Source organism: Polynucleobacter sp. MWH-Aus1W21 (genome assembly GCF_018687275.1).
Taxonomy (GTDB): Bacteria; Pseudomonadota; Gammaproteobacteria; order Burkholderiales; family Burkholderiaceae; genus Polynucleobacter.
Window position 1 is genome coordinate 1,913,268 of sequence record NZ_CP061287.1, and the last position, 20,497, is coordinate 1,933,764.

At 55.4% G+C, this 20,497-nt stretch carries 17 protein-coding genes; 10 read left to right on the forward strand and 7 right to left on the reverse strand.

What is annotated here, in order from left to right; translation table 11 throughout:
- Positions 1-53 precede the first annotated feature (53 nt).
- The 3 genes from ICW03_RS09895 to ICW03_RS09905 are packed head-to-tail and all read right to left on the reverse strand — an operon-like array spanning position 54 to position 1,465.
- Positions 54-371 carry a hypothetical protein gene (locus ICW03_RS09895; RefSeq protein WP_215347790.1) on the reverse strand — a complete coding sequence of 106 codons (318 nt, stop codon included), beginning with the start codon at positions 369-371 and terminating at the stop codon, positions 54-56.
- A 3-nt stretch (positions 372-374) separates the two neighbouring features.
- Positions 375-698: a DUF4236 domain-containing protein gene (locus ICW03_RS09900; protein ID WP_215347792.1), complete on the reverse strand. Its 324-nt coding sequence runs from the start codon at positions 696-698 to the stop codon at positions 375-377.
- A 5-nt stretch (positions 699-703) separates the two neighbouring features.
- Positions 704-1,465 (reverse strand): hypothetical protein, encoded by a 762-nt coding sequence (locus ICW03_RS09905; protein WP_215347794.1) that lies wholly within the window; start codon positions 1,463-1,465, stop codon positions 704-706.
- 126 nt (positions 1,466-1,591) lie between these two features.
- Here ICW03_RS09905 and ICW03_RS09910 point away from each other — a divergent pair, with 126 nt between their 5' ends.
- Genes ICW03_RS09910 through ICW03_RS09945 form a run of 8 tightly spaced genes read left to right on the forward strand, consistent with a single transcriptional unit; the run spans position 1,592 to position 17,829 of the window.
- Positions 1,592-2,485, forward strand: a complete 894-nt coding sequence (locus tag ICW03_RS09910; RefSeq protein ID WP_215347796.1) for a YafY family protein — start codon at positions 1,592-1,594, stop codon at positions 2,483-2,485.
- Positions 2,482-7,911: a DUF4011 domain-containing protein gene (locus ICW03_RS09915; RefSeq protein ID WP_215347797.1), complete on the forward strand. Its 5,430-nt coding sequence runs from the start codon at positions 2,482-2,484 to the stop codon at positions 7,909-7,911. Before ICW03_RS09910 ends, ICW03_RS09915 begins: the two co-directional genes overlap by 4 nt.
- Before the next feature lie 32 nt (positions 7,912-7,943).
- Positions 7,944-9,662, forward strand: coding sequence for a DUF262 domain-containing protein (locus tag ICW03_RS09920; RefSeq protein ID WP_215347799.1), 1,719 nt, complete (start codon positions 7,944-7,946; stop codon positions 9,660-9,662).
- Between the two features lie 11 nt (positions 9,663-9,673).
- Entirely contained in the window at positions 9,674-12,079 is a 2,406-nt protein-coding gene (locus ICW03_RS09925; protein ID WP_215347801.1) for an N-6 DNA methylase, read from the forward strand.
- Positions 12,080-12,114: 35 nt separating this feature from the next.
- A complete protein-coding gene (locus tag ICW03_RS09930; RefSeq protein WP_215347803.1) occupies positions 12,115-13,479 on the forward strand; it encodes a restriction endonuclease subunit S in 1,365 nt (454 codons plus the stop codon).
- Entirely contained in the window at positions 13,466-16,540 is a 3,075-nt protein-coding gene (locus tag ICW03_RS09935) for a type I restriction endonuclease subunit R (RefSeq protein ID WP_215347805.1), read from the forward strand. Before ICW03_RS09930 ends, ICW03_RS09935 begins: the two co-directional genes overlap by 14 nt.
- 21 nt (positions 16,541-16,561) lie before the next feature.
- Positions 16,562-17,440, forward strand: coding sequence for a hypothetical protein (locus ICW03_RS09940; protein WP_215347807.1), 879 nt, complete (start codon positions 16,562-16,564; stop codon positions 17,438-17,440).
- Positions 17,437-17,829, forward strand: a complete 393-nt coding sequence (locus ICW03_RS09945; RefSeq protein WP_215347809.1) for a hypothetical protein — start codon at positions 17,437-17,439, stop codon at positions 17,827-17,829. Before ICW03_RS09940 ends, ICW03_RS09945 begins: the two co-directional genes overlap by 4 nt.
- Positions 17,830-17,938: 109 nt before the next feature.
- On the opposite strand, the gene ICW03_RS09950 is transcribed toward ICW03_RS09945, so the two are convergent.
- Positions 17,939-18,151 carry a hypothetical protein gene (locus ICW03_RS09950; protein WP_215347811.1) on the reverse strand — a complete coding sequence of 71 codons (213 nt, stop codon included), beginning with the start codon at positions 18,149-18,151 and terminating at the stop codon, positions 17,939-17,941.
- Positions 18,152-18,174: 23 nt separating this feature from the next.
- Here ICW03_RS09950 and ICW03_RS09955 point away from each other — a divergent pair, with 23 nt between their 5' ends.
- Positions 18,175-18,567 carry a hypothetical protein gene (locus ICW03_RS09955; RefSeq protein WP_215347813.1) on the forward strand — a complete coding sequence of 131 codons (393 nt, stop codon included), beginning with the start codon at positions 18,175-18,177 and terminating at the stop codon, positions 18,565-18,567.
- Positions 18,564-19,043: an ankyrin repeat domain-containing protein gene (locus ICW03_RS09960; RefSeq protein WP_215347814.1), complete on the forward strand. Its 480-nt coding sequence runs from the start codon at positions 18,564-18,566 to the stop codon at positions 19,041-19,043. Before ICW03_RS09955 ends, ICW03_RS09960 begins: the two co-directional genes overlap by 4 nt.
- Positions 19,044-19,123: 80 nt before the next feature.
- Here the strand turns inward: ICW03_RS09960 and ICW03_RS09965 are convergent, their stop codons facing one another.
- The 3 genes from ICW03_RS09965 to ICW03_RS09975 are packed head-to-tail and all read right to left on the reverse strand — an operon-like array spanning position 19,124 to position 20,462.
- Positions 19,124-19,576: a hypothetical protein gene (locus ICW03_RS09965; RefSeq protein WP_215347815.1), complete on the reverse strand. Its 453-nt coding sequence runs from the start codon at positions 19,574-19,576 to the stop codon at positions 19,124-19,126.
- A gap of 41 nt (positions 19,577-19,617) precedes the next feature.
- Positions 19,618-20,082 carry a glycoside hydrolase family 73 protein gene (locus ICW03_RS09970; RefSeq protein WP_215347816.1) on the reverse strand — a complete coding sequence of 155 codons (465 nt, stop codon included), beginning with the start codon at positions 20,080-20,082 and terminating at the stop codon, positions 19,618-19,620.
- A complete protein-coding gene (locus tag ICW03_RS09975; RefSeq protein ID WP_108401922.1) occupies positions 20,079-20,462 on the reverse strand; it encodes a hypothetical protein in 384 nt (127 codons plus the stop codon). The genes ICW03_RS09970 and ICW03_RS09975 overlap by 4 nt, the downstream gene beginning before the upstream one ends.
- Positions 20,463-20,497 lie beyond the last annotated feature (35 nt).

The following is a 20,497-nucleotide window of genomic DNA, read 5'->3' on the forward strand; positions in this document are numbered from 1 at the left end:
AAACCCAACACTCGAAACGGATTATTTAAAACGAGCTCCACACATCAATCCTCTTAAAACGGCCACCACTTGCTTTTTTTCTTCTCGGGAGCTGGCGCTCCACCGCCCAGCAAACGCCCAACAGGTGTTTTCCGGACGTTTTCCAGTTGCTTTAACAGGTCTTGCCGAGATTTCTCATCTAAGTGCGGTGGCTTACCTTCTGCAACGGCAGCCCCCATTTGCTTCATGGTAGCCAGGTCAAAGTAGTGATCGGTCATTGCCAATGAGAGAACCAATTCATCATCGGTGACTGGCCTGCCCCCGCAATGAGGGCAGTCAGTGAAGGCTCCATGCTTCATCTCGCCGCACTTGAAACACACCGCTTGAGTCATCCTCTATCCCCTCGCAGCCAGCAAAACAACGATCACCACCACAGCTGCAAAGAACAGCCATTTCCAAATTCCCGCCCCACTTGCGTCGGCGTGGACAATCGGTTCGGGCTGGGTCGCATCCTGCTCAGAGACGGGTGTTGGATTGCCCGTGATCTTTTGTCGGTAAGAGAGCCCCGTTCCGGGTATACCAACGTTGCCGGTTGCTCCATCCTTACCGAGATTCACAGACAGGCCGTTTTTGCCGACGGTGACGCTTGCCCCGGACTTGCTCAAATTGAGCCGAATCCCGGGAAGCAAGCTGATTCGCTTTTGAAATCGAAATCCCATCGTCTTTACGCTGCGCGCCCCATCTTGTGTATGGGCTGCAGCCCCGCATAGTTCGTCACCAGCGGATCGCCTCGATAAAGTTTGCCGCCTTCGGAGATGGTCTGCATGCAAGCCACAGAGACGGAGGCGAAGTTGCCTCGCTTACTCATACGCGAGCAGCTATCAGCGACAGTGCGCCAGTTGCCGGGCAGCTCGGCGTCTTTCTGGGGATAGCGTGCGGTTCTCACAATGACCCACTCCGGGCCATCGTTGCCAACAAACCAAAGCGAGGGATCCACGCCCGGGTTGGCCTGCCATGACATCAGCTCATGACCTTCTTTTTCGATTTGCTCACGGACTACCTGGACCGCAAAGTCCTGCAACTCCCAGTCTGTCATCTCGATCTTCTGGTCGCTGATTTCAGCCGGTGGATCGATGAGCTTCTTGGTTCTCGCGTCTTGCAAGCCCCAACCAGGGAGGGTGGCCTCCCATTTGCCACCATGCTTGCGCATAGGCATCAGGCAGGCGTGTCCTTTGCACCCGTCGGCAACGCTCAGTAGGCCCTGCAGGCTTCCAGGTCCCTCAGTCTGACCCTCTGCGTCTTCGACCCTCAAGAAGAACAGCTGGTTTCCCAGTCGAAACGACAAATGTTCGAGGAAGGGAGGGTTCAAATGCGCCCTCAACCAAGCGTTGAGCTGACCACCCGCCGCGCGCTCGATGTGCATACCAGCGGCTTGCCAGCAACGGGCAAACTCTGGTGTCACTTCGGACATGGGGATGTCATGCATCGGTACTCCTCAAATCATTTGACAAAGAAACTCTTTTTAATCTTATAAGATGGTATCAGAGTTGTTATCATTACGATACAGTGGTATCGTGCCAATGACAATATTTTTTAGAAACATGCTTAAAACATGACCCGAATCGAGAAAGAGCTGGCCCAAGCGCCCCGTTCCCAAGTGGAGCGGCTCGCCTTCATTGAGGCGAGGCTGTACTTTCTCGGGGAGTTGCAACGACAAGATGTAGCTCAAAGGTTTTCTGTTGCGTCGGTTCAGGCAAGTCGGGACCTTTCGCTTTACAAGCAGTTAGCCCCAAAGAATCTGGACTACGACTATCGGGCACGAACTTATCAGCCATCTGACAAATTCAAGCGAATATTTGAGCTGTCAACGGAAAACGTCCTTTGGTGGCTTAAGTCAGGCTTGGGCGATGGCTTACCTAATCCGCCTGGACTGCCGACCGAGTCGGTAAATACGCTTTGCATTCCCGATGCGGAAATGTTGGCACAGGTAACAAGGGCTATTTACCGACGCAAAGTCCTAGAGATTAAGTACCTTTCCCTGTCCAGCGGATACAAAGCCCGACAAATCGCACCTCATGCACTGGTCGATAACGGCAAGAGGTGGCATGTCCGAGCCTTCGATCGTGAGAACAACAGGTTCTCTGACTTTGTGATCAACCGAATCCAGTTCGCACATGCACTTGATGAAGACATCGCTGATCGTGAAGGTGCCGCCGCCGATGACCAGTGGTCGCAAGTTGTCCATCTGTCCTTGATCCCTCATCCCAAGATCACCCATCAGGCGGCCATCGAAGCTGATTACCGAATGAAGGGACGCCGCATCGAAGTGTCTTGTCGAGCAGCTGTTGCCGGATACATGTTGAGGCGCTGGGGAGTCGACTGCTCCGCAGACAGCTCCCTTAATCCTGAGGAGTACCACCTCGCGCTCCAAAATATCGAATCTCTGGCCAACGCCGAGAGCGCTGACTTAGCCCCGGGCTATAGAAGAACAAAAGGACAGGCATGAGCGACAGCCCACTCACCACCGCACTCGAACAACTTCGCCTAAAACTGCTAGATCTGACAGGGCGAAACCGCCTCATCAACTTCAAGCACACAGCAGGCAAATCACTGCAGTTTGTTGAGGGTCATCCTGCCGCCATCTATCAAAAGCTGGTTGAGGCCAACAACAAGGCCAACATCAGTGTCCTAGGACTACCTGAACCAGCCCGAAGAGACTGGGTCGATCGCAATGGACGCCTGCAGCGACCGGAGCCCAGAGAGTGGGCCAAATCAGTCGGTGTCTCTACGGGCTACGACATTTCAGGTGCGGGGGAAGACTCAGATGAGTCCAATGTCCGTGCGTTGATGTACCCGGATGACTTGGCCAAGCACTGTCGCAAGATCGAGCGCGAGGCCACACTGGCTATTGAGGAAACCGGCGCGAACATGCTGTTCCTGGTGCTCGGATTTTTGGAATTCCCCGACCAGCGAGACAGCGACAAGACCTTCACAGCACCGCTGATCAGCGTACCTGTGTCGCTGCAAAAGAAGGAGGTTGCGGGCATCCAGCAGTTCTCCCTCCAATACACGGGCGACGACATCTCCGAAAACCTCTCACTGCGAGAGAAGCTGCGCAACGACTTCGGCCTGGTCTTACCTGAACTTGGTGAAGAACAGATCGATGTCAACGGCTACTTTGCCGAGATTCAGACGATCATCAAAAAGCAGCCTGGATTCGCACTCAAGCACCGAGTCTCTCTGTGCTTGCTAAGTTTCAGCAACATGCTGCTGGTTCGAGATTTAGATCCAAGCAAATGGCCTTCAAACGGAGATGAGAACTCCCTCATTGATCACCCAATCGTTCGTGAGGTGTTCGAGGGCAGAGCTGATGACGGTGGAGCAGGCCTAAGCCTAGCCGAAGAGCATCTGGTGGAAGAAGGTCCAGGGGCCAGCATCCCACTGGTCTACGACGCTGACAGCTCTCAACACAGCGCCCTCATCGATGTCTTGTCACTCAAGAAGAACCTGGTGATCGAAGGCCCACCAGGCACGGGCAAGTCTCAGACCATCACAAACTTGATTGCTGCCTGCCTGGCTGAAGGCAAGAAAGTGCTCTTCGTTGCCGAAAAATTGGCAGCTCTTGAAGTCGTGAAGAACCGACTGTCACTGGCTGGCCTCGATCCGTTTGTTCTTGAGCTGCACAGTAACAAGACCAACAAGAAGCGGGTTCTGGAGGAAATAGCCAAGCGCACCACCTTCAGGCCCAACCACCCCAATGATCTTCCCCGTCTGCAGCAGCAGCTGGAGGCTCACCGCCACGATCTCAAAGCCTACACAGACCTGATCAACTCCATCGCGCACAACTCGTTTGGTTTGACGCTGCATCAGATCATGTGGCGAGCCGAAAAGCACCGTCAAGGTTTGAGCAACGAAGAGAGCATGCTCAGCCAGATCAGCATCAGCGATGCCACTCAAATTTCCGAATTCGAGTTCGGTCGACGCATGGACTGCCTGGGTTACCTTGGCTCCCAGTACAAGTCGGTCGGTGGCTTTGACGCAAGCTGCACCTTCTGGGGCTTCTACCCTGAGCGCCTCATCCCCGGAGATGAAGTCAAACTCACCCAGCTATTTGAAACAGCTGATGAGTGGGGGCAGGCCTTGGTGGATGCATCGAAACACTTCTCGCAAGTGCTCGGAGGCCGCGTCCACAACCTCTCACTGGAGTTCAGCGGTGAGCAATTGGCCGTACTCAAGAAACTGCTTGAGACTGCCAATCAGCAATTGCCGCTGCATCTCATCCCTGGATTCTTTGAGGACGACGAGACAGGAGCCAAATCCGCTCAGGCACTTGAGGCCTTCGCCAAACAAGTCGAGCAGTTCCACAGTCTCGAAGGGGCGGTCAAAACCGCTCTGAAGCTCGAATCCAGCGTCACGAAGTCCGGGACAGATGACCTCAAGGGCTTGCAGCGAATCGCAGGGAGCTTAGGCGCAGAGCTGGGCACGCTCAACGAGCTTCGCACCCTGCATCAACAACTGGTTGAGACGGCAGGCAAGCTTTCGACGGCCAACGCCAATTTGGTGAAGTTCCTGAGCGAGAAGAAGATCCCCTACAACGGATCGACGCAGAAGCTCGAGCAGTTGCTCGGCTTTACTGATCTCGTGCTGGACGCCCCAGAGGAGCACTTTCATCTCCAGACTCCAGGGCTGACTCGCGATGGCGCAGTCCAGGCACTTGAGCAGTTGCTTGCACTCCAAGGTGAGTGGACGGGTCTTGAAAAAGATCTCGGGGACTCGCTCTACGTGGACACCTTGCCGCATGAAGGAGATATCAAGCAAGCCATACTGACCCTGCGAGAAGGCGACGCGTGGTATCGCATCTTCCAAGGCCGATGGCGCAAAGCGGTAGGGCTGCACAAGGCACTCCAACGCACCAAGCTCAAAATGCCTGGCCACAAGCGGTTGGAGCAGCTCGAACAAATTGTCAAACTGCTGGGCCTCAAAGAACAGTGGAAGTCCTCGCCGACCTGGACGCAATTCCTCGGCTTCCCCGCGCCAGCCACCCCCTCGCCATTGGAAGGTTACCTTGCGCTGGCGAAATGGAATCGGGGTATCAAAGTTGCCTCAGAAGATATCCAAGCCGTCCTGATCGACCCAATCAGCTTCACCGCCGACCAAGCCCGCGCCTTGCGCCGGGAATTCTCGACGGTCAAGCTGGAGATCACGTCCGCCATCGCAGCTGTCAAAGACATCAACGCAAAGCTCAAACGCCTCTCTGAATTCAGCGGCAGCAATCTCCTCGACAAGGTGTTGGAGAAGACCGGTGAATTCACAGAAGCCCTCGAAGACCGATTCGAATGGCTTGAGTTGGAGGCTCGCAGTCAAGCGACGTTCAGCCAAGTGATCACCGGATGCGACGCAGCCTTGGAGCGCTCGTCGCTGAAGTCACAGATTCAAGCCAATACCCGCGTCAAATCGCTCCTCGGCGATCTCTATCTGGGCGTGGACACGGACTGCTCAACCGCTATCGAGGCGCTGTCCTTTGGTCAAAGCATCGACGGTCTCAATTTGTCGCCGCAGGTCAAGTACAAGCTGCGCACCGGGCATCCGATTGAAGCCTGCCGCACCTTGGCTGCCGCATTGGAACCCGTCCACACGGGACTGCAACAGGTTGAGGGCTTGAGCAATGCTCTGTCCCAGTTCGGAAAGTTTGAACTGGACACATGGACCGGCGCACCTGCAGACGAGGACTTGGAGCTGTTTGTCAGCGCTCTGCATGGCGCAGTTCAAAAGGCTGTGGAGGACAAGGACCTTCTGATTCCTTGGTCGCTGTACCTGACTCGCCGCAAGGAGGCCAACGAGCTGACCCTGTCTGAGTTCGTCGAGCTTCTTGAGAGAAAGCGCATCAAACCCGACGAGTTGTCCGACGCCTACGCCTACTGCACCTACAGCACGATCACTCGGGAAGCCTTCCGCAACATCCCCCAGCTTGGGCGCTTCACGGGCCTCAAACACAACCAGATCCGCGACGAGTTCAAACGACTCGACAAGGAGATCATTGCTCTGCGTGGCAAGGCAATCGCCTACGAATGCACTCGCAAGGCCTCTCCGCCTCCCGGCAGAAACGGTGCCCGCGTTGACGATCGCACTGAGATGGTTCTCCTGAACTACCTCATGCCACAGCAACGCCCGCGCATGCCTGTTCGGAAAATCCTCACCCGGGCTGGTGGGTCGATTCAGGCGCTCAAGCCCTGCTTCATGATGGGACCCCAAGCCGTGGCGCAATACCTGGCTCCAGGGGTCATCAAGTTTGACCTCGTCATCATGGACGAAGCATCCCAGTTGAAGCCCGAGGAGGCGATCGGCTCGGTTGCCCGTGGTGGTCAATTGGTGGTGGTTGGTGATCCGAAGCAGCTGCCCCCGACGTCGTTCTTTTCTCGAATGACCCAGGACGGTGACGGTGGTGACGATCACTTCACCACCACGGATGCCGAGAGCATTCTGGATGTTTGCTCATCGCATTTCAGGCCAACTCGCTCGCTGCGCTGGCATTACCGCTCCCAGCACCATTCATTGATCGCTTTTTCAAACCACAGCTTCTATCGTGGCAATTTGGTGATCTTCCCATCGCCGTATGGGCAAGGGGGCAAGCTCGGTGTGCGTGCCGTCTACCTGGCCGACGCCATTTACGAAAACCAGACCAATCTACGCGAAGCCAAGCGGGTCGTGGATGCGGTCGTTGAGCACATTGCAACTCGCCCCAACGAGTCTCTTGGCATCGTCACTCTCAACATCAAGCAGCGAGACTTGATCGCCGAACTGCTGGAAGAGCGTCTTAAATCGGTTCGTGGTGCCGACTCCTACCGAGATCATTGGGCAACAGAGGGACAGCCCTTGTTCATCAAGAACCTCGAAAACGTCCAAGGTGATGAACGCGACGCCATCATCATCTCTACGACTTTCGGCAAACCACCAGGATCCAGCGCTGTTCGCCAGAACTTTGGTCCCATCAGTCGTCAAGGCGGCTGGCGTCGATTGAACGTGCTGTTCACCCGCGCCAAGAAGTCGATCGCCCTGTACACGTCCCTGCGCCCTGAAGACATCGTGATGGATGGGACCACACCGGACGGTACCAAGGCCCTGCGCAACTACCTCGAGTACGCCCGCACAGGTTCTTTGCCGACTATTGAGGAGACAGGCCGCGAGCCAGACAGTGACTTTGAAATCTCCGTCATGGACATGCTCAAGATGCGTGGCTACGAAGTCACCCCTCAGCTGGGCGTGGCGGGATACCGGATTGACATTGCCGTCAAACATCCAGACGCACCAGGCTCGTATCTGGCAGCGATCGAATGCGACGGAGCGACCTACCACTCGGCTCTGTCAGTTCGCGACCGTGATCGCATCCGTCAAGAGATCCTTGAGTCGCTGGGTTGGCGTGGTCGCATTTGGCGTATCTGGTCAACGGACTGGTTCCGCACGCCACGACAGGAAACCGAGAAGCTCATCAGCTTCCTTGAGGATCTGCGCGAGAGCTGGAAGCCTGAGCACGCCTCTGGTGAGGCCTGGATCGAAGAGGGCCAAGGTGCAGGACAGACGATCTCACGCGTGATTGAGGTAAATGAACCGATTGAGAACTCAGCCCAAGCCGAAATCGAACGTGAAGCAGTCAACTCCGTTCTGATCGACACCGAGGATGATTTAGAGGTCGACGTTGGGGATGTGGTTCGCTACGTGGATCTGTCCAAGCCGAACGATGTGTTGACGGTTCAGATCACCAGCGGGAAGGACGATTTCTCCAACGGCATCGTCAATGAAAGCCGACCACTAGCTCAAGCACTTCTGGGGGCAGTTGTTGGTGACGAGGTGGCTCTTCATCTTGCTGGTAGCGCATCCAAGACTTTTCAGATCGTTGAAATTGTTCGATCGGAAACGTTACCCAAAATTAATTGAATCCTTCCAGCATACATAAAGAGATAAAGCCAATGGCTAAGACACTTGAAGCCCACGACAAACTGATACGAGAGATCTTCGAAGGAAGCTACCAGTTCGAGATCCCTGACTACCAACGCCCATACGCCTGGACAACCGAGCAGGCCACAGAGCTATTTGATGATTTGTACTCGGCGATGCAGGATGCGCGTATCTCGGGGGCCAGCAGCCAATACTTCCTGGGCAGCATCGTTTTGATCAAGAACGACCGGGACCCGAAGTCATCAGTAGTCGACGGCCAGCAGCGTCTGTCTACGCTCACGATGTTGTTCGCCGTTTTGCGCACCGTGATTCCGGATGCAGCAGACGATATCACCGACTTTCTCTATAAGAAGGGCAAGATAAGTCTTGGCGAGAAAAACGAGTACCGCCTGACCGCCCGCGAGGAAGATGCAGACTTCTTTCGCGCCAATATCCAGGAGCCTGGTGGCATCGCACAGTTGGTCGCCAGTACCGATAAGCTGAAAGACAGCCGTCTGCGTTACCGCGAAAACGCCACGCTGCTGTTCGAAAAGGCTAAGGCCCTGCCGCCTGCCGAACTGATTGCTCTGTGGAAGTTCCTCGCAAACGATTGCTCGCTGGTTGTCATCTCCACGCCAGACCTTGAAGCTGCATACCGAATCTTCTCTGTACTCAACAACCGGGGGCTCGACCTCGCGCCTATTGACATCATCAAGGCGCAGGTGCTTGGCCTGATTCGTACCACGGCTGGTGACGTCAAAAGTCGTGCCTACGCAAAAGAGTGGAGTCGGATTGAAAATTCGCTGGGTCGCGACGCTTTCGGGGACTTGTTTGGCCACATCCGCAGCATCTACGCCAAGAAGAAGCAGAAATACATCCTGGTCAAGGAGTTCCAGGAGCACGTCACCGAATACAAGGCACCCATCGATCTCGTCGACAAGGTCATAAAACCCTATGCCGAAGTGTGGGACTTCGTGCGCGATGCCGACTTCGAGGCCACCGAGCATGCCGAGACCATCAACGAGCATTTGTCTTGGCTCAATCGCGTGGACTTCAAGGACTGGGTGCCCCCAGCACTTGTTTATTTCAAACGCTTCCGACAGCAGCCCAAGCTGCTAACCGAATTCTTTCAGTCACTGGAACGCTTGACCTACTTCCTGCTGGTCACCAAAGTTGGCATCAACGAAAGAATTGAAACCTACGCTGCGCTCACCAAAGAAATTGAGCCGGAAACCTTCAAAGGGGATCTGGCCGCGCTAACCACGCTGGATCTCACTGACACGCAAAAGCGCAAGTTCGTCATCGCACTTGATGGCGACGTTTACGACGATCTGCCCAAGGCACGAATGGCGCTCGTCTTGCGCCTTGAATCCCTGGTTCGCGCACCCGGAGTACAGCTGCAAGATGCCGTTTCGCTGGAGCACGTCCTGCCGCAAACACCGCCCGACAGTTCGGACTGGATCAAGTGGTTCCCGGAAGAAGACGAACGCGATGGCTGGACGCACCGTTTAGCCAATCTGGTTCCGTTGGACAGAAACAAGAACTCGTCTGCGAGCAACTACGACTTTGCTAAGAAGAAGGATGCCTACTTCAAGGGCAAAGGCAAGGCGTCGCCCTTCGTGTTGACTCAGGAAGTCAGAGCAGAGAACGAGTGGACACCCTCGCTTCTGGCCGAACGCCAGAAACGCCTTGTGGGCGTCCTCAAAGATCATTGGAATCTCGCTGTCTCCACAGGCAAGTCGGCGAGTTGAGGAATATTTTTATGCAGAAGAAACAACAACAAGACCAAAGCCAGATCAAGTGGATCTCCGACTTTATCTGGAACATTGCCGACGACCGGCTGCGCGACGTCTATGTGCGCGGCAAGTACCGCGACGTGATTCTGCCCTTTACCGTGCTACGGCGGCTCGACGCCGTACTCGAAGCGACCAAGGACGAGGTGCTTGAGCGCAAGAAGTTCCTCGACACCCACAAAGTGGCCGAGCAGGACGGCGCGCTGCGTATGGCAGCAGGACAAGCCTTTTACAACGTCTCGGAATTCACTCTGGCCAAGCTCAAGGCCAGTGCGGCAGGTCAACGCCTGCGTGATGACTTTATTGCGTATCTCGACGGCTTCTCACCCAACGTTCAGGAAATCCTCACCAAGTTCAATTTCCGCAACCAGATCCAGAAACTGGTGGATTCGCACGTCCTTGGCTACTTGATCGACGACTTCCTCGACCCTGATGTCAACCTCGCGCCGATGCCTGTGAAAGATGCCGACGGCCGCATCAAGCTGCCCGCTCTGGACAACCACGGCATGGGCACGGTGTTCGAGGAGCTGATCCGCCGCTTCAATGAGGAAAACAACGAAGAGGCTGGTGAGCATTTCACCCCACGCGACGTGGTGCAGCTCATGGCCAAACTGCTGTTCCTGCCAGTGGCCGACAGGATTGAGTCCAGCACCTACTCGCTCTATGACGGCTCATGCGGAACCGGCGGCATGCTAACCGTGGCCGAGGAAGCGCTACACGAGTTGGCAGAGCAGCACGGCAAGGAAGTGTCTATCCACCTGTTCGGTCAGGAGATCAGCGACGAAACCTACGCCATCTGCAAGGCCGACCTGCTCTTGAAGGGCGAGGGCGCGGAAGCCGAGAACATCGTCGGCGGCGCAGATAAATCAACCTTGTCCGCCGACCAGTTCCGCAGCCGCGAATTCGATTTCATGATCTCCAACCCTCCCTACGGCAAGAGTTGGAAGACCGATCTGGATCGCATGGGCGGCAAGAAGGAATTCAACGACTCGCGCTTCATCGTCAGCCACGATGGCGATGCCGAGTTCAAGCTCATCACCCGGTCCAGCGACGGGCAGCTTATGTTCCTGGTGAACAAGCTGCAAAAAATGAAGCACACCACGCAGTTGGGCAGCCGCATCGCGCTTGTTCATAACGGCTCGGCACTGTTTACCGGCGACGCGGGTCAGGGCGAAAGCAACATCCGCCGCTGGGTGCTCGAAAACGACTGGCTCGAAGCCATCATCGCCCTGCCGCTCAACATTTTCTATAACACTGGCATCGCCACCTACATCTGGGTACTGGCCAACAAGAAGGCCCAAGCGCGTCGCGGCAAGGTGCAGTTGATCGACGCATCGCAGTGGTTCCAGCCTTTGCGTCGCAACCTCGGCAAGAAAAACTGCGAACTCTCGGGTACCGATATCCAACACATCATCGACCTTTACCTTGGTGATACGCAGGAATCTGCCAAAGAAACCGAACACAGCAAATGGTTCGACACCCAGGATTTCGGCTATTGGAAGATCACCGTCGAGCGTCCGCTGCGCCTGAAAAGCCAGCTCTCTGACGAACGCATCGAGTCCCTGCGTTTTGCCTCTGGCGATGAGGCACTGCGCGCAGAGATCTACGCCACTCACGGCGAGGCGCTCTACAGCGAGTTTGCCAAGCGCAAGCCGATCATCGAGGCGTGGCTGAAAGGCGATGACGAGGACGAAAACGAAGACGAAAACAGAGAAGACAGCGACAGCGGGGATGACGGCGAAGCCCCTGCCGCCCGTAAGGCCGTGCCCGCCAAGCGGCGCAAGAAGCTGCTTGACGCATCGACATGGCTGCGCGACAAGGAGCTGATTGAGGTGGCGCAACGGACGCAAAAGGCTCTGGGCAGCGCCGTGTTCGACAACCACAACGAGTTCCGCACGCTCTTCGATGCGGCGATCAAGGCGCAGGGTGACAAGCTCGGTGCGTCCGACAAGAAGGCCATCTACAAGGCGGTGAGCTGGCGCGACGAAGCCGCCCCGCCGGTTATTGCCAAACGCAGCAAGCTCAAGGCAGGAGAACACTTCGAACCCGGCTTCGATGGCGCGTACCTTGAGCCCGTGGGCAAAGATCGCTTCATGGTCGAGTACGAACCCGACAGCGAGCTGCGCGACACCGAGCTGGTGCCATTGAAGGAGCCGGGTGGCATCGACGCCTTCTTCGCACGCGAGGTGATACCTCACGCTCCGGACGCCTGGATCACAGCTGACAAGACCCAGATCGGCTACGAGATTTCGTTCGCACGCTACTTCTACAAGCCAGTGCCGTTGCGGACACTGGCCGAAATTCGCGCCGACATCCTCGCGCTGGAGCAGCAAAGCGAAGGTTTGTTGCACAAGATCGTGGGGGTAGAACAATAATGTTTTGCCCCTACCCAGATTACAGACGAACTGATTTGAAATGGTTTGAACATTTACCTGATTCGTGGGCCATTCTGCGCACCAAACAAATGTTCCGCCTGGTCATTGAAAAGGCTCCGGCAAATAACCAGATGGAGTTGCTATCTGTTTACACCCATATTGGCGTAAGACCGAGAAAAAGCCTTGAACAACGCGGCAACAAAGCCTCTACAACCGATGGATATTGGGTAGTAAAAGAAGGAGACATAATTTGCAACAAGCTCCTCGCTTGGATGGGAGCGATTGGCGCCTCTCACTATCAAGGCGTTACGAGTCCCGCCTATGATATTTTGAGACCAATCAAGTCGTGCAACACCGACTATTATCATTTTCTATTCAGGACGAAGAAATATCTTCAGCAGTTCAAAATAAGGTCGAGGGGCATAATGGATATGCGCCTCCGGTTATATTTCGACCAGTTTGGACAAATTCCAATTCCTGTCCCTCCGCGCCATGAGCAAGACCAGATCGTCTCCTACCTTCGCGCGCAGGACGCACAAATCGCCCGCTTCATAAAGGCCAAACGCGAACTCATCGAGCTGCTGACCGAACAGAAGCTGCGCATCATCGACCACGGCGTCACGCGCGGCCTCGATCCTACCGTCCCGCTCAAGCCATCCGGCATTGAATGGCTAGGCGAGATGCCGGTGAATTGGGATACGTCTCGCTTGAAGTATTGCGTTTCCCGGATTCACGCAGGCGGCACGCCAGATACCGGAGTTGACAGCTTTTGGTCTGACAGCAGCGATGGAACACCGTGGCTATTAATCGGGGATGTGACAAGGGCAGATCGCGTTGTTACCTCGACCAAGCGACTGACTCAAGCCGGGTTACTGTCGAAGCGATTGACCGTTGTCCCTGCTGGAGCAGTGCTCTACACGATGTATGCCAGCATCGGCAAAGCTGCAGTACTTGAGATAGACGCTGCAATAAATCAAGCGATCCTCGGGCTTGAGCCGAAGTGCGACGTGCTGTTACCCGAATTCCTGTTCTTTTGGCTTCGTAGCTTGGAGCGTCACATCAGGAATCTTGCGAGCACAAGCACTCAAGCAAATTTGAATGCTGCCAAGGTCAAGGCGCTTCCGGTTTTTCTTCCAACAGTGGAGGAGCAGAGGCTCATTTGCGATTGGATCAAGAGCGAATGCCGGATATTTGACGACGCCATTGCCCGCAACGAAGACGAAATCAAGCTGATCAGGGAATACCGCGATCGCCTAATTGCCGATGTAGTCACCGGCCAAGTAGACGTGCGCGGCTGGCAGCCCGGCCCGGAGGACATGGTGGACGACGCGGCGCTAGCTGCGCTCGGCGATGACTCAGAAGATGTGACCGAAGAGGAGGATGGCGATGGCGAAGACTGACACCAGCGAGCGCTGGTTCGAGGCGCGCGTGGTGCGCGGCTTGACCGGCGTGCCGCAGCCTGAGTACAGCCATGAGCTTGCTACCACGGACTTCGCCGCAACCCACAACGGCTACGTTCAAGGCAAATCCACCGACTACAACCGCGACGTGGCGCTGGATGTAACGCAGTTGCTGGCCTTCTTGCAGGCCACCCAGCCAAAGGCAGTGGATACGCTGGAACTGGCAGCGGAAGGTATCAAGCGCACCCAGTTCCTGCACCGGCTGCAAGGCGAGATCACCAAGCGCGGCGTCGTGGACGTGCTGCGCAAGGGCGTTAGCCACGGGCCGGTACATGTCGATCTATACAAGCTACTGCCCACGCCTGGCAACGCCGCCGCAGCTGACGCTTTCGGCAAGAACATCTTCAGCGTCACCCGGCAGGTTCGCTATAGCAACGATTCCGGCAACGAGCTGGACTTGGCGATCTTCATAAATGGGCTACCGGTGCTGACGTTCGAGTTGAAGAACTCGTTAACAAAGCAGACCCTGGCCAACGCCATCGTCCAGTATCAAACCACGCGCAGCCCACAGGAGCTGCTGTTCCAGTTGGGGCGTTGCGTGGCGCACATCGCCATAGATGACACGGAGGCAGCGTTCTGCACCGAGCTTAAGGGCAAAGCCTCGTGGTTTCTTCCATTCAACCAGGGCTGGAACAGCGGCGCGGGCAATCCACCCAACCCGGATGGTTTGAAGACCGATTACCTTTGGAAGCAGGTCCTGACCCGCGAGTCGCTGGCCAACATCATCGAAAGTTACGCGCAGGTGGTGGAAGAGGAAGAAGCGGATACCAGCGGCAAGAAGCGCAAGAAGCGTAAGCAGATTTTCCCGCGCTTCCATCAGTTGCGCACGGTGCGTGCGCTGCTGCGCCGCGCCCATACCGACGGGGTGGGTAAGCGTTATCTGATCCAGCATTCGGCAGGCAGCGGCAAGAGCAACACAATTGCCTGGCTAGCACACCAGTTGGTGGAGCTGCGCCTCGCGGACGACCCGATGACGGCGCAGTTCGACTCCATCATCGTCATTACCGACCGGCGCGCGCTGGACACGCAGATTGCCCGCACCATCAAGGGTTATGACCACGTGGCGGCGATCTTCGGCCACTCCGACAACGCGCAGGAGCTGCGTGAGTACCTGCGCCGGGGCAAGAAGATCATCGTCACGACGGTGCAAAAATTCCCATTCATCCTCGATGAGCTGGGCGACCTCAGCGACAAAAAGTTCGCTCTATTGATCGACGAAGCGCATTCCAGCCAAGGCGGCAAGACCACGGCGCGGATGCACGAAGCCCTCGGCGGCAAGGCTGCCGAGGAGGAGTTCGAAGAGGACAGCACGCAGGACGCTGTCAACGCGGAGATCGAGAAGCGTATCGCCTCGCGCAAGCTTCTGGCCAACGCCAGCTACTTTGCGTTCACTGCCACGCCCAAGAACAAGACGCTGGAGTTGTTCGGCGAGAAGACCCTAGTCGGCGACAAGGTGCAGTTCTGCTCGCCCGAAGAACTGACCTACACCACCAAGCAGGCCATCCAGGAGAAGTTCATCCTCGACGTAGTGGAGAACTACACCACCTACGACAGCTTCTACCAAGTGGCCAAGACGGTGGCGGACGACCCGGAATTCGACAAGGTGAAGGCGCTGAAGAAGATTCGCCACTACGTCGAATCGCACGACAAGGCCATCCGCCGCAAGGCCGAGATCATGGTCGATCACTTCATCGCGCAGGTGGCGGGCAAACAGAAGATCGGTGGCAAGGCGCGAGCGATGATCGTGTGCAGCGGTATCGCGCGGGCCATTGATTACTACCGTGAGGTGTCGGACTACCTCACGCAGATCAAGAGCCCTTACAAAGCCATTGTGGCGTACTCGGGCGACTTCGAGATTGGTGGCCAGAAGAAGACCGAAGCCGATCTCAACGGGTTTCCGAGCAAAGACATTCCTGCCAATCTCAAGCAAGACCCGTATCGATTCCTGATCGTCGCCAACAAGTTCGTCACCGGCTTTGATGAACCATTGCTGCATACGATGTATGTGGATAAGCCGCTGGCGGGCGTCCTGGCGGTGCAGACCCTGTCACGCCTGAACCGCGCGCACCCGCAAAAACACGACACCTTCGTGCTCGACTTCGCCGACAACGCCGAAGCGGTGAAGGCGGCGTTCCAGGACTACTACCGCGCCACCATACAGACCGGCGAAACCGACGCAAACAAGCTACATGATCTGAAGGACGAGCTCGACAGGCAGCAGGTGTACAGCTGGCAGCAGGTGGAAGACTTGGTGGCGCTGTACATGAGCGGCGCTGACCGGGACAAACTCGACCCCATTCTCGATGCTTGCGTGGCTGAATATGCTGACAAGCTCGGCGAGGACGATCAAGTCAAGTTCAAGGGCAAAGCCAAGGCCTTCGTGCGCAGCTACGGCTTCCTTGCCGCGATCCTGAGTTACGGCCACCCAACGTGGGAAAAACTGTCGATCTTTCTAAACTTTCTGATTCCAAAGCTGCCCGCGCCAATGGAGGCTGACCTGTCCAAAGGGGTGCTGGAAACCATTGACATGGATAGCTACCGAGTGGAAGCCAAAGCGGCGCTGAAGATGGCAATGGACGACACCGATGCCACTGTCGAGCCAGTTCCACCAGGCACAGGAGGTGGCAAAGGCGAGGCAGAAGTCGATAGGCTCTCTGCGATTGTCAAGACTTTCAACGATCTGTTCGGCAACATCGACTGGAAAGACGAAGACAAGATTCGCAGAGTCATCGCCGAAGAAATCCCCGCGCGTGTTGCTCAAGACAAGGCGTACCAGAACGCTCTGGCGAACTCCGATAAGCAGAACGCAAAGCTTGAGCACGACAAGGCGCTCAACCGGGTCGTTTTGGAACTATTGTCCGACCACACTGAACTGTTCAAACAATTCAGCGACAACCCCAATTTCAAGCGATGGCTAACCGATATGGTTTTCGACTCGACTTATTACCCAGGGATGAATTCTTCGACTTCCCTTCAACAAGGAATGTCGGCAAGAAATTAAGAGCAAAGGAACGAGAGAAACATGAGAGCCCACCTAACCACTCACGCAATCCTCGACACGATCCCGCTGCGGATTGGTGCTGTTCTCTCGGATCGAAAAGTCTTTCTTGAGAATCTGGTCTATGACGAAACTGGGACCGATCAACAAAATCGACGCGAACTGACGGACAAGCGATATCACGTCATCGCGAACCTCGTCACCCTCTACCCCGTTAGGAAGGACTTAGGGCGGTGGCGATTGGTCATCAAGGACAGCCAGGACACTCAAAAGCTCCCACCTGTTTTCACCGTACTCCCTGCTGAATCAGATATCCGCACAGAAGCCAATCTGACCAAGGCACTCTCCGACGCACGCCAATCTGATGACCCCCGGATCACTCCAGAATTCATACGCGATGTCCTTCATCCTCTCTACAAGAGTGGCCAACTCCGCAATCAGCAAGACCTCTCCGATCTTTTGAACAAGGGCGAAGTTGAAGGCCTCGTCTCTGCACTCGAGGAGGCCAACGAAGACAGAAAAGTGCTCCTTGCCCGCATCTCTGAACTCGAAGCCAAAGAGGCCGTCCAGGATCAGGAGATGTCCAAGGTCAACTACGAGAACCAGGTCATTGATGTGACCGATGGAGCGATTCTCGAAGACGCAAAAGTCGTCACGATAGATCGACAACGAGGCCCGACCCAATACACGCAAATTGAGCTCAGCAACGGACTCAAGCTCCTCAAAAAGTGGGACATCCCCAAAACGCTCGCCAAGGCAACCGCTCTCAAGGGCAAGTATGTTCGAACAACCGTTTGGAACAAAGTCGGGAGCAAGCCAACCGACAGGGATTATTGGAAACCCACCGTCTGGTTTGAAGACATCTATGAGATCAAAGACGTTGCACCTGAGGAGTCGAGATGATCAATCACACAATGGTTCTCACCATCAACGGCACTCGGCGCTCAGAGAAAGCTGGCGGCCTAGACAACGGCGAAGTCTCAACCTTCGAGAACAAACCCGGCGAATACCGTGACGATCTCCACACCGTCGACGACTTGATCGAAAACATCAACCGGTCGGCATACATGCGAGGTGAATGGATTTCCTCGATGAAGCTGGATGGTCGAGATATTGTTGAAGAGCATGCCGTAAAAATTCTTCAAGAGAACATGCTAAACATCGGCGAATCTGCAATCGAGCTGTCGCAGGCAGGAATGTTTGCTGCGGCGGATTTAGAGGACCTGATCACCTTTCTGCAATCGATCAAGGCCAAACATTTCGACAACAACCTGGAGGATGACCATGAATAAGTATCTGATTTCTGCACTGCTCCTCCTTGGCATGGTCGGAAGTGCAGCGGCATGCAACACTGAGTACAACATCACGCTTCAAACGTTTGGAGAGGGAGTTCTTGTGGAACTACGATCTGGTAGCCCGGGAAATTCGCGCGTTGTCCAATCCAGAAGGAGTAACGGTGGTGCGGTCAATTTCGGGAATCTCTGCCCAGGTAACTACTTTCTTGCGATTGGCAATGATGACTCCGTCAGCGTGACCCAAACTCGATATTTCGAGGCCGATGCCATCTATACAGGGAGCATCGTCATGCAACGCGGAAGTGGCAACGTTTCTCACAAATCCAGAAAGAGTCTTTAATCATGTCGACGCCTGCACCAAGCACGTCTCCACATCAATTTCTCAACTGCGAGATGGAGTTCGAATGCCCGAAAAATTGGTTCGAACTCACGGAGACAGATAAAGCGGGCATTAAGCATTGCTCAACTTGCGACAAGCACGTCCACCTCTGTATTACCCAGGATGAGCTAGATGCTCTTGCACATCAAGGCGAATGCATTGCGTTCTTTTCAGATCCTGACTTGTCCACCCGTTTCAAGCTATCTCGAGAAAAAGCTGAGGCCAATCGAAAAGATCGTGAGTTCAGAATTGAGCGAATCACGTTAGGTCTACCTCGCAGTGGAAGTCGCGGACAACTGAAAAGCTTTCTTGAAGAGATTGACACAGACAACAAGAAAAAGCTGGAGGATCAATGAGCGAAACTTCTAATCAAGATTTTGAAGACGATCCGCTGGACTTGTCAAAATATCCATACCTTGATGCGCCAGACGCACTCGTCATCGCCGCCAGCGACGGGAACGGGAGGCTGGTGGATCACTTGCTCAAATCAGGGCATGACATCAATTTTCGTGATGACGAGGGACGCACTGCTTTGTACGTGGCAGTTGATGAGACCTACTATGGACTGGCCATTCATCTGCTTAAACACGGCGCAGACCCAAACATTCCAGACAACGAGGGAGACTTCCCTCTTGATATCGCCAAGTACTCGCACCTTTACAGGCGAAGTAACGATACAGAAATGGTCGATGCATTGATGAAGGCTGGAGGAAAGTGTAAGGATGGCCCGTCAGCCAGGGAGCTCCTCGATGACAAGATCTATGAGGGATTTGCACACGCCAGCGCAATGAAAACCCTTTTTTCCCTGATCGATAAAGACAAGAAGGATTAGATTCCCATCGATCCAGAAGTATTACCGACGGCACAAACGACAAAAAGCCCGACCTGTCCTAAGACAAGCCGGGCTTCTGTTTAAGGTTCAATTGCTGATTGTTTTTGGTACCACCGCTGCACCTCGAGGAGCATCAGGGTGGTTTGGGCAGCGCCCTTGCTCAACTGAGCGCAACTCACCGCTCCCGCATCTCCAGCGGTAAGAGATAGAGCGTCGGCGGGGAGGCTTGCAGCTCCTGCGGGAGCTTCGGAAACGGTGGGCACACTCCCGGCACTGATTGGGGTGCTGCTGCACACCCCGTCAGGACGAATACTAGGCAAGCGAATGCCCAGCGCCTTTGATTTTTTGGCGTATTCATTTGAGATTTCCCGATTGATTTGACTTTGAGATTGCTGCACATCAGCGGCGCGTTGCTCTTGCTTGGCCATGACCAGAGCCGCTCGCAACTTTTCAGCATTCCACTCCCGTTGAATCCGGGACTCGCCGATCTGAACTCCACAGATAAATACCATCAGCAGCACGAGACCGCCCATCAGGTAATTCCAGTTGGCGTAGATGAATCTGGAAATCCAGCTCATGGCGCACCTCCGTCCAAAGCTTGCAGCTTGTGCTGGTTCATGAGATTGATCACCTTGTCGGCATAGCCTGGATCAGTGGCATACCCGGCCTTGGCCAGTGCTTGTGCAAACGCCTCAGCCCTCAGGCATTGGAAGCACGGCTGATAGCGTGGGTTTTGCTTGAGGAAGGCAGCGTGGTCATCGATGCTTTCTTGCCAGCTGGCGTACTTGCGCCACTTGGCAGGAACCATAACCCACTGGCCACGGATGAATTCCTTGGTCTGCAGGATTAATGTCTCTCCCCGCCAGCGGCTGTCGGCTTTGATGCCAAAGAGGTTCTTGCCCACTTTGGCCAGGCCCGACTCACCCCAGCCGGACTCCAATGCCGCCTGAGCAATCGTGATGCTGGCGAAGACGCCCGTGCGCTTGGCAGTAGCCTGCGCGGAAGATCCGATCATTGCGATGAACTCAATCGGCTTCATAGCAGCTCCTTCACATCCTTTGCCACCGCATCAAGCGAGTCATCCCGGCGCTTGTCGATGAAAGCAAACGTCCAGCGCACCATCGCCCACCCCGGCAGGCCGCAGGCGAAGATCAAACCGCCCATGGCACACAGTCCCATGGTTGAAAACGCCCAGTGATGCAGATCGAAGTGCTCGACGGTAAATGCACCGCCGCCGATGCTGGACACCACCGTGCTGATCAGGCCAACGGCCCACTCCCTCTTGTTTCGTGGCGGAGTCATCAACATGACCACCACGGCAGCCAGCGTGGCCCCGCTCGCAACAGCGGCTGCTGTTCCTCCCAGCGCCTTGTAGGCCACTGCTGCTCCGGCGACCCCACTACTTGTCGGTTCTGGCATTCATTTCTCCAAAAAGAAACCCGCCGGGATTGCTC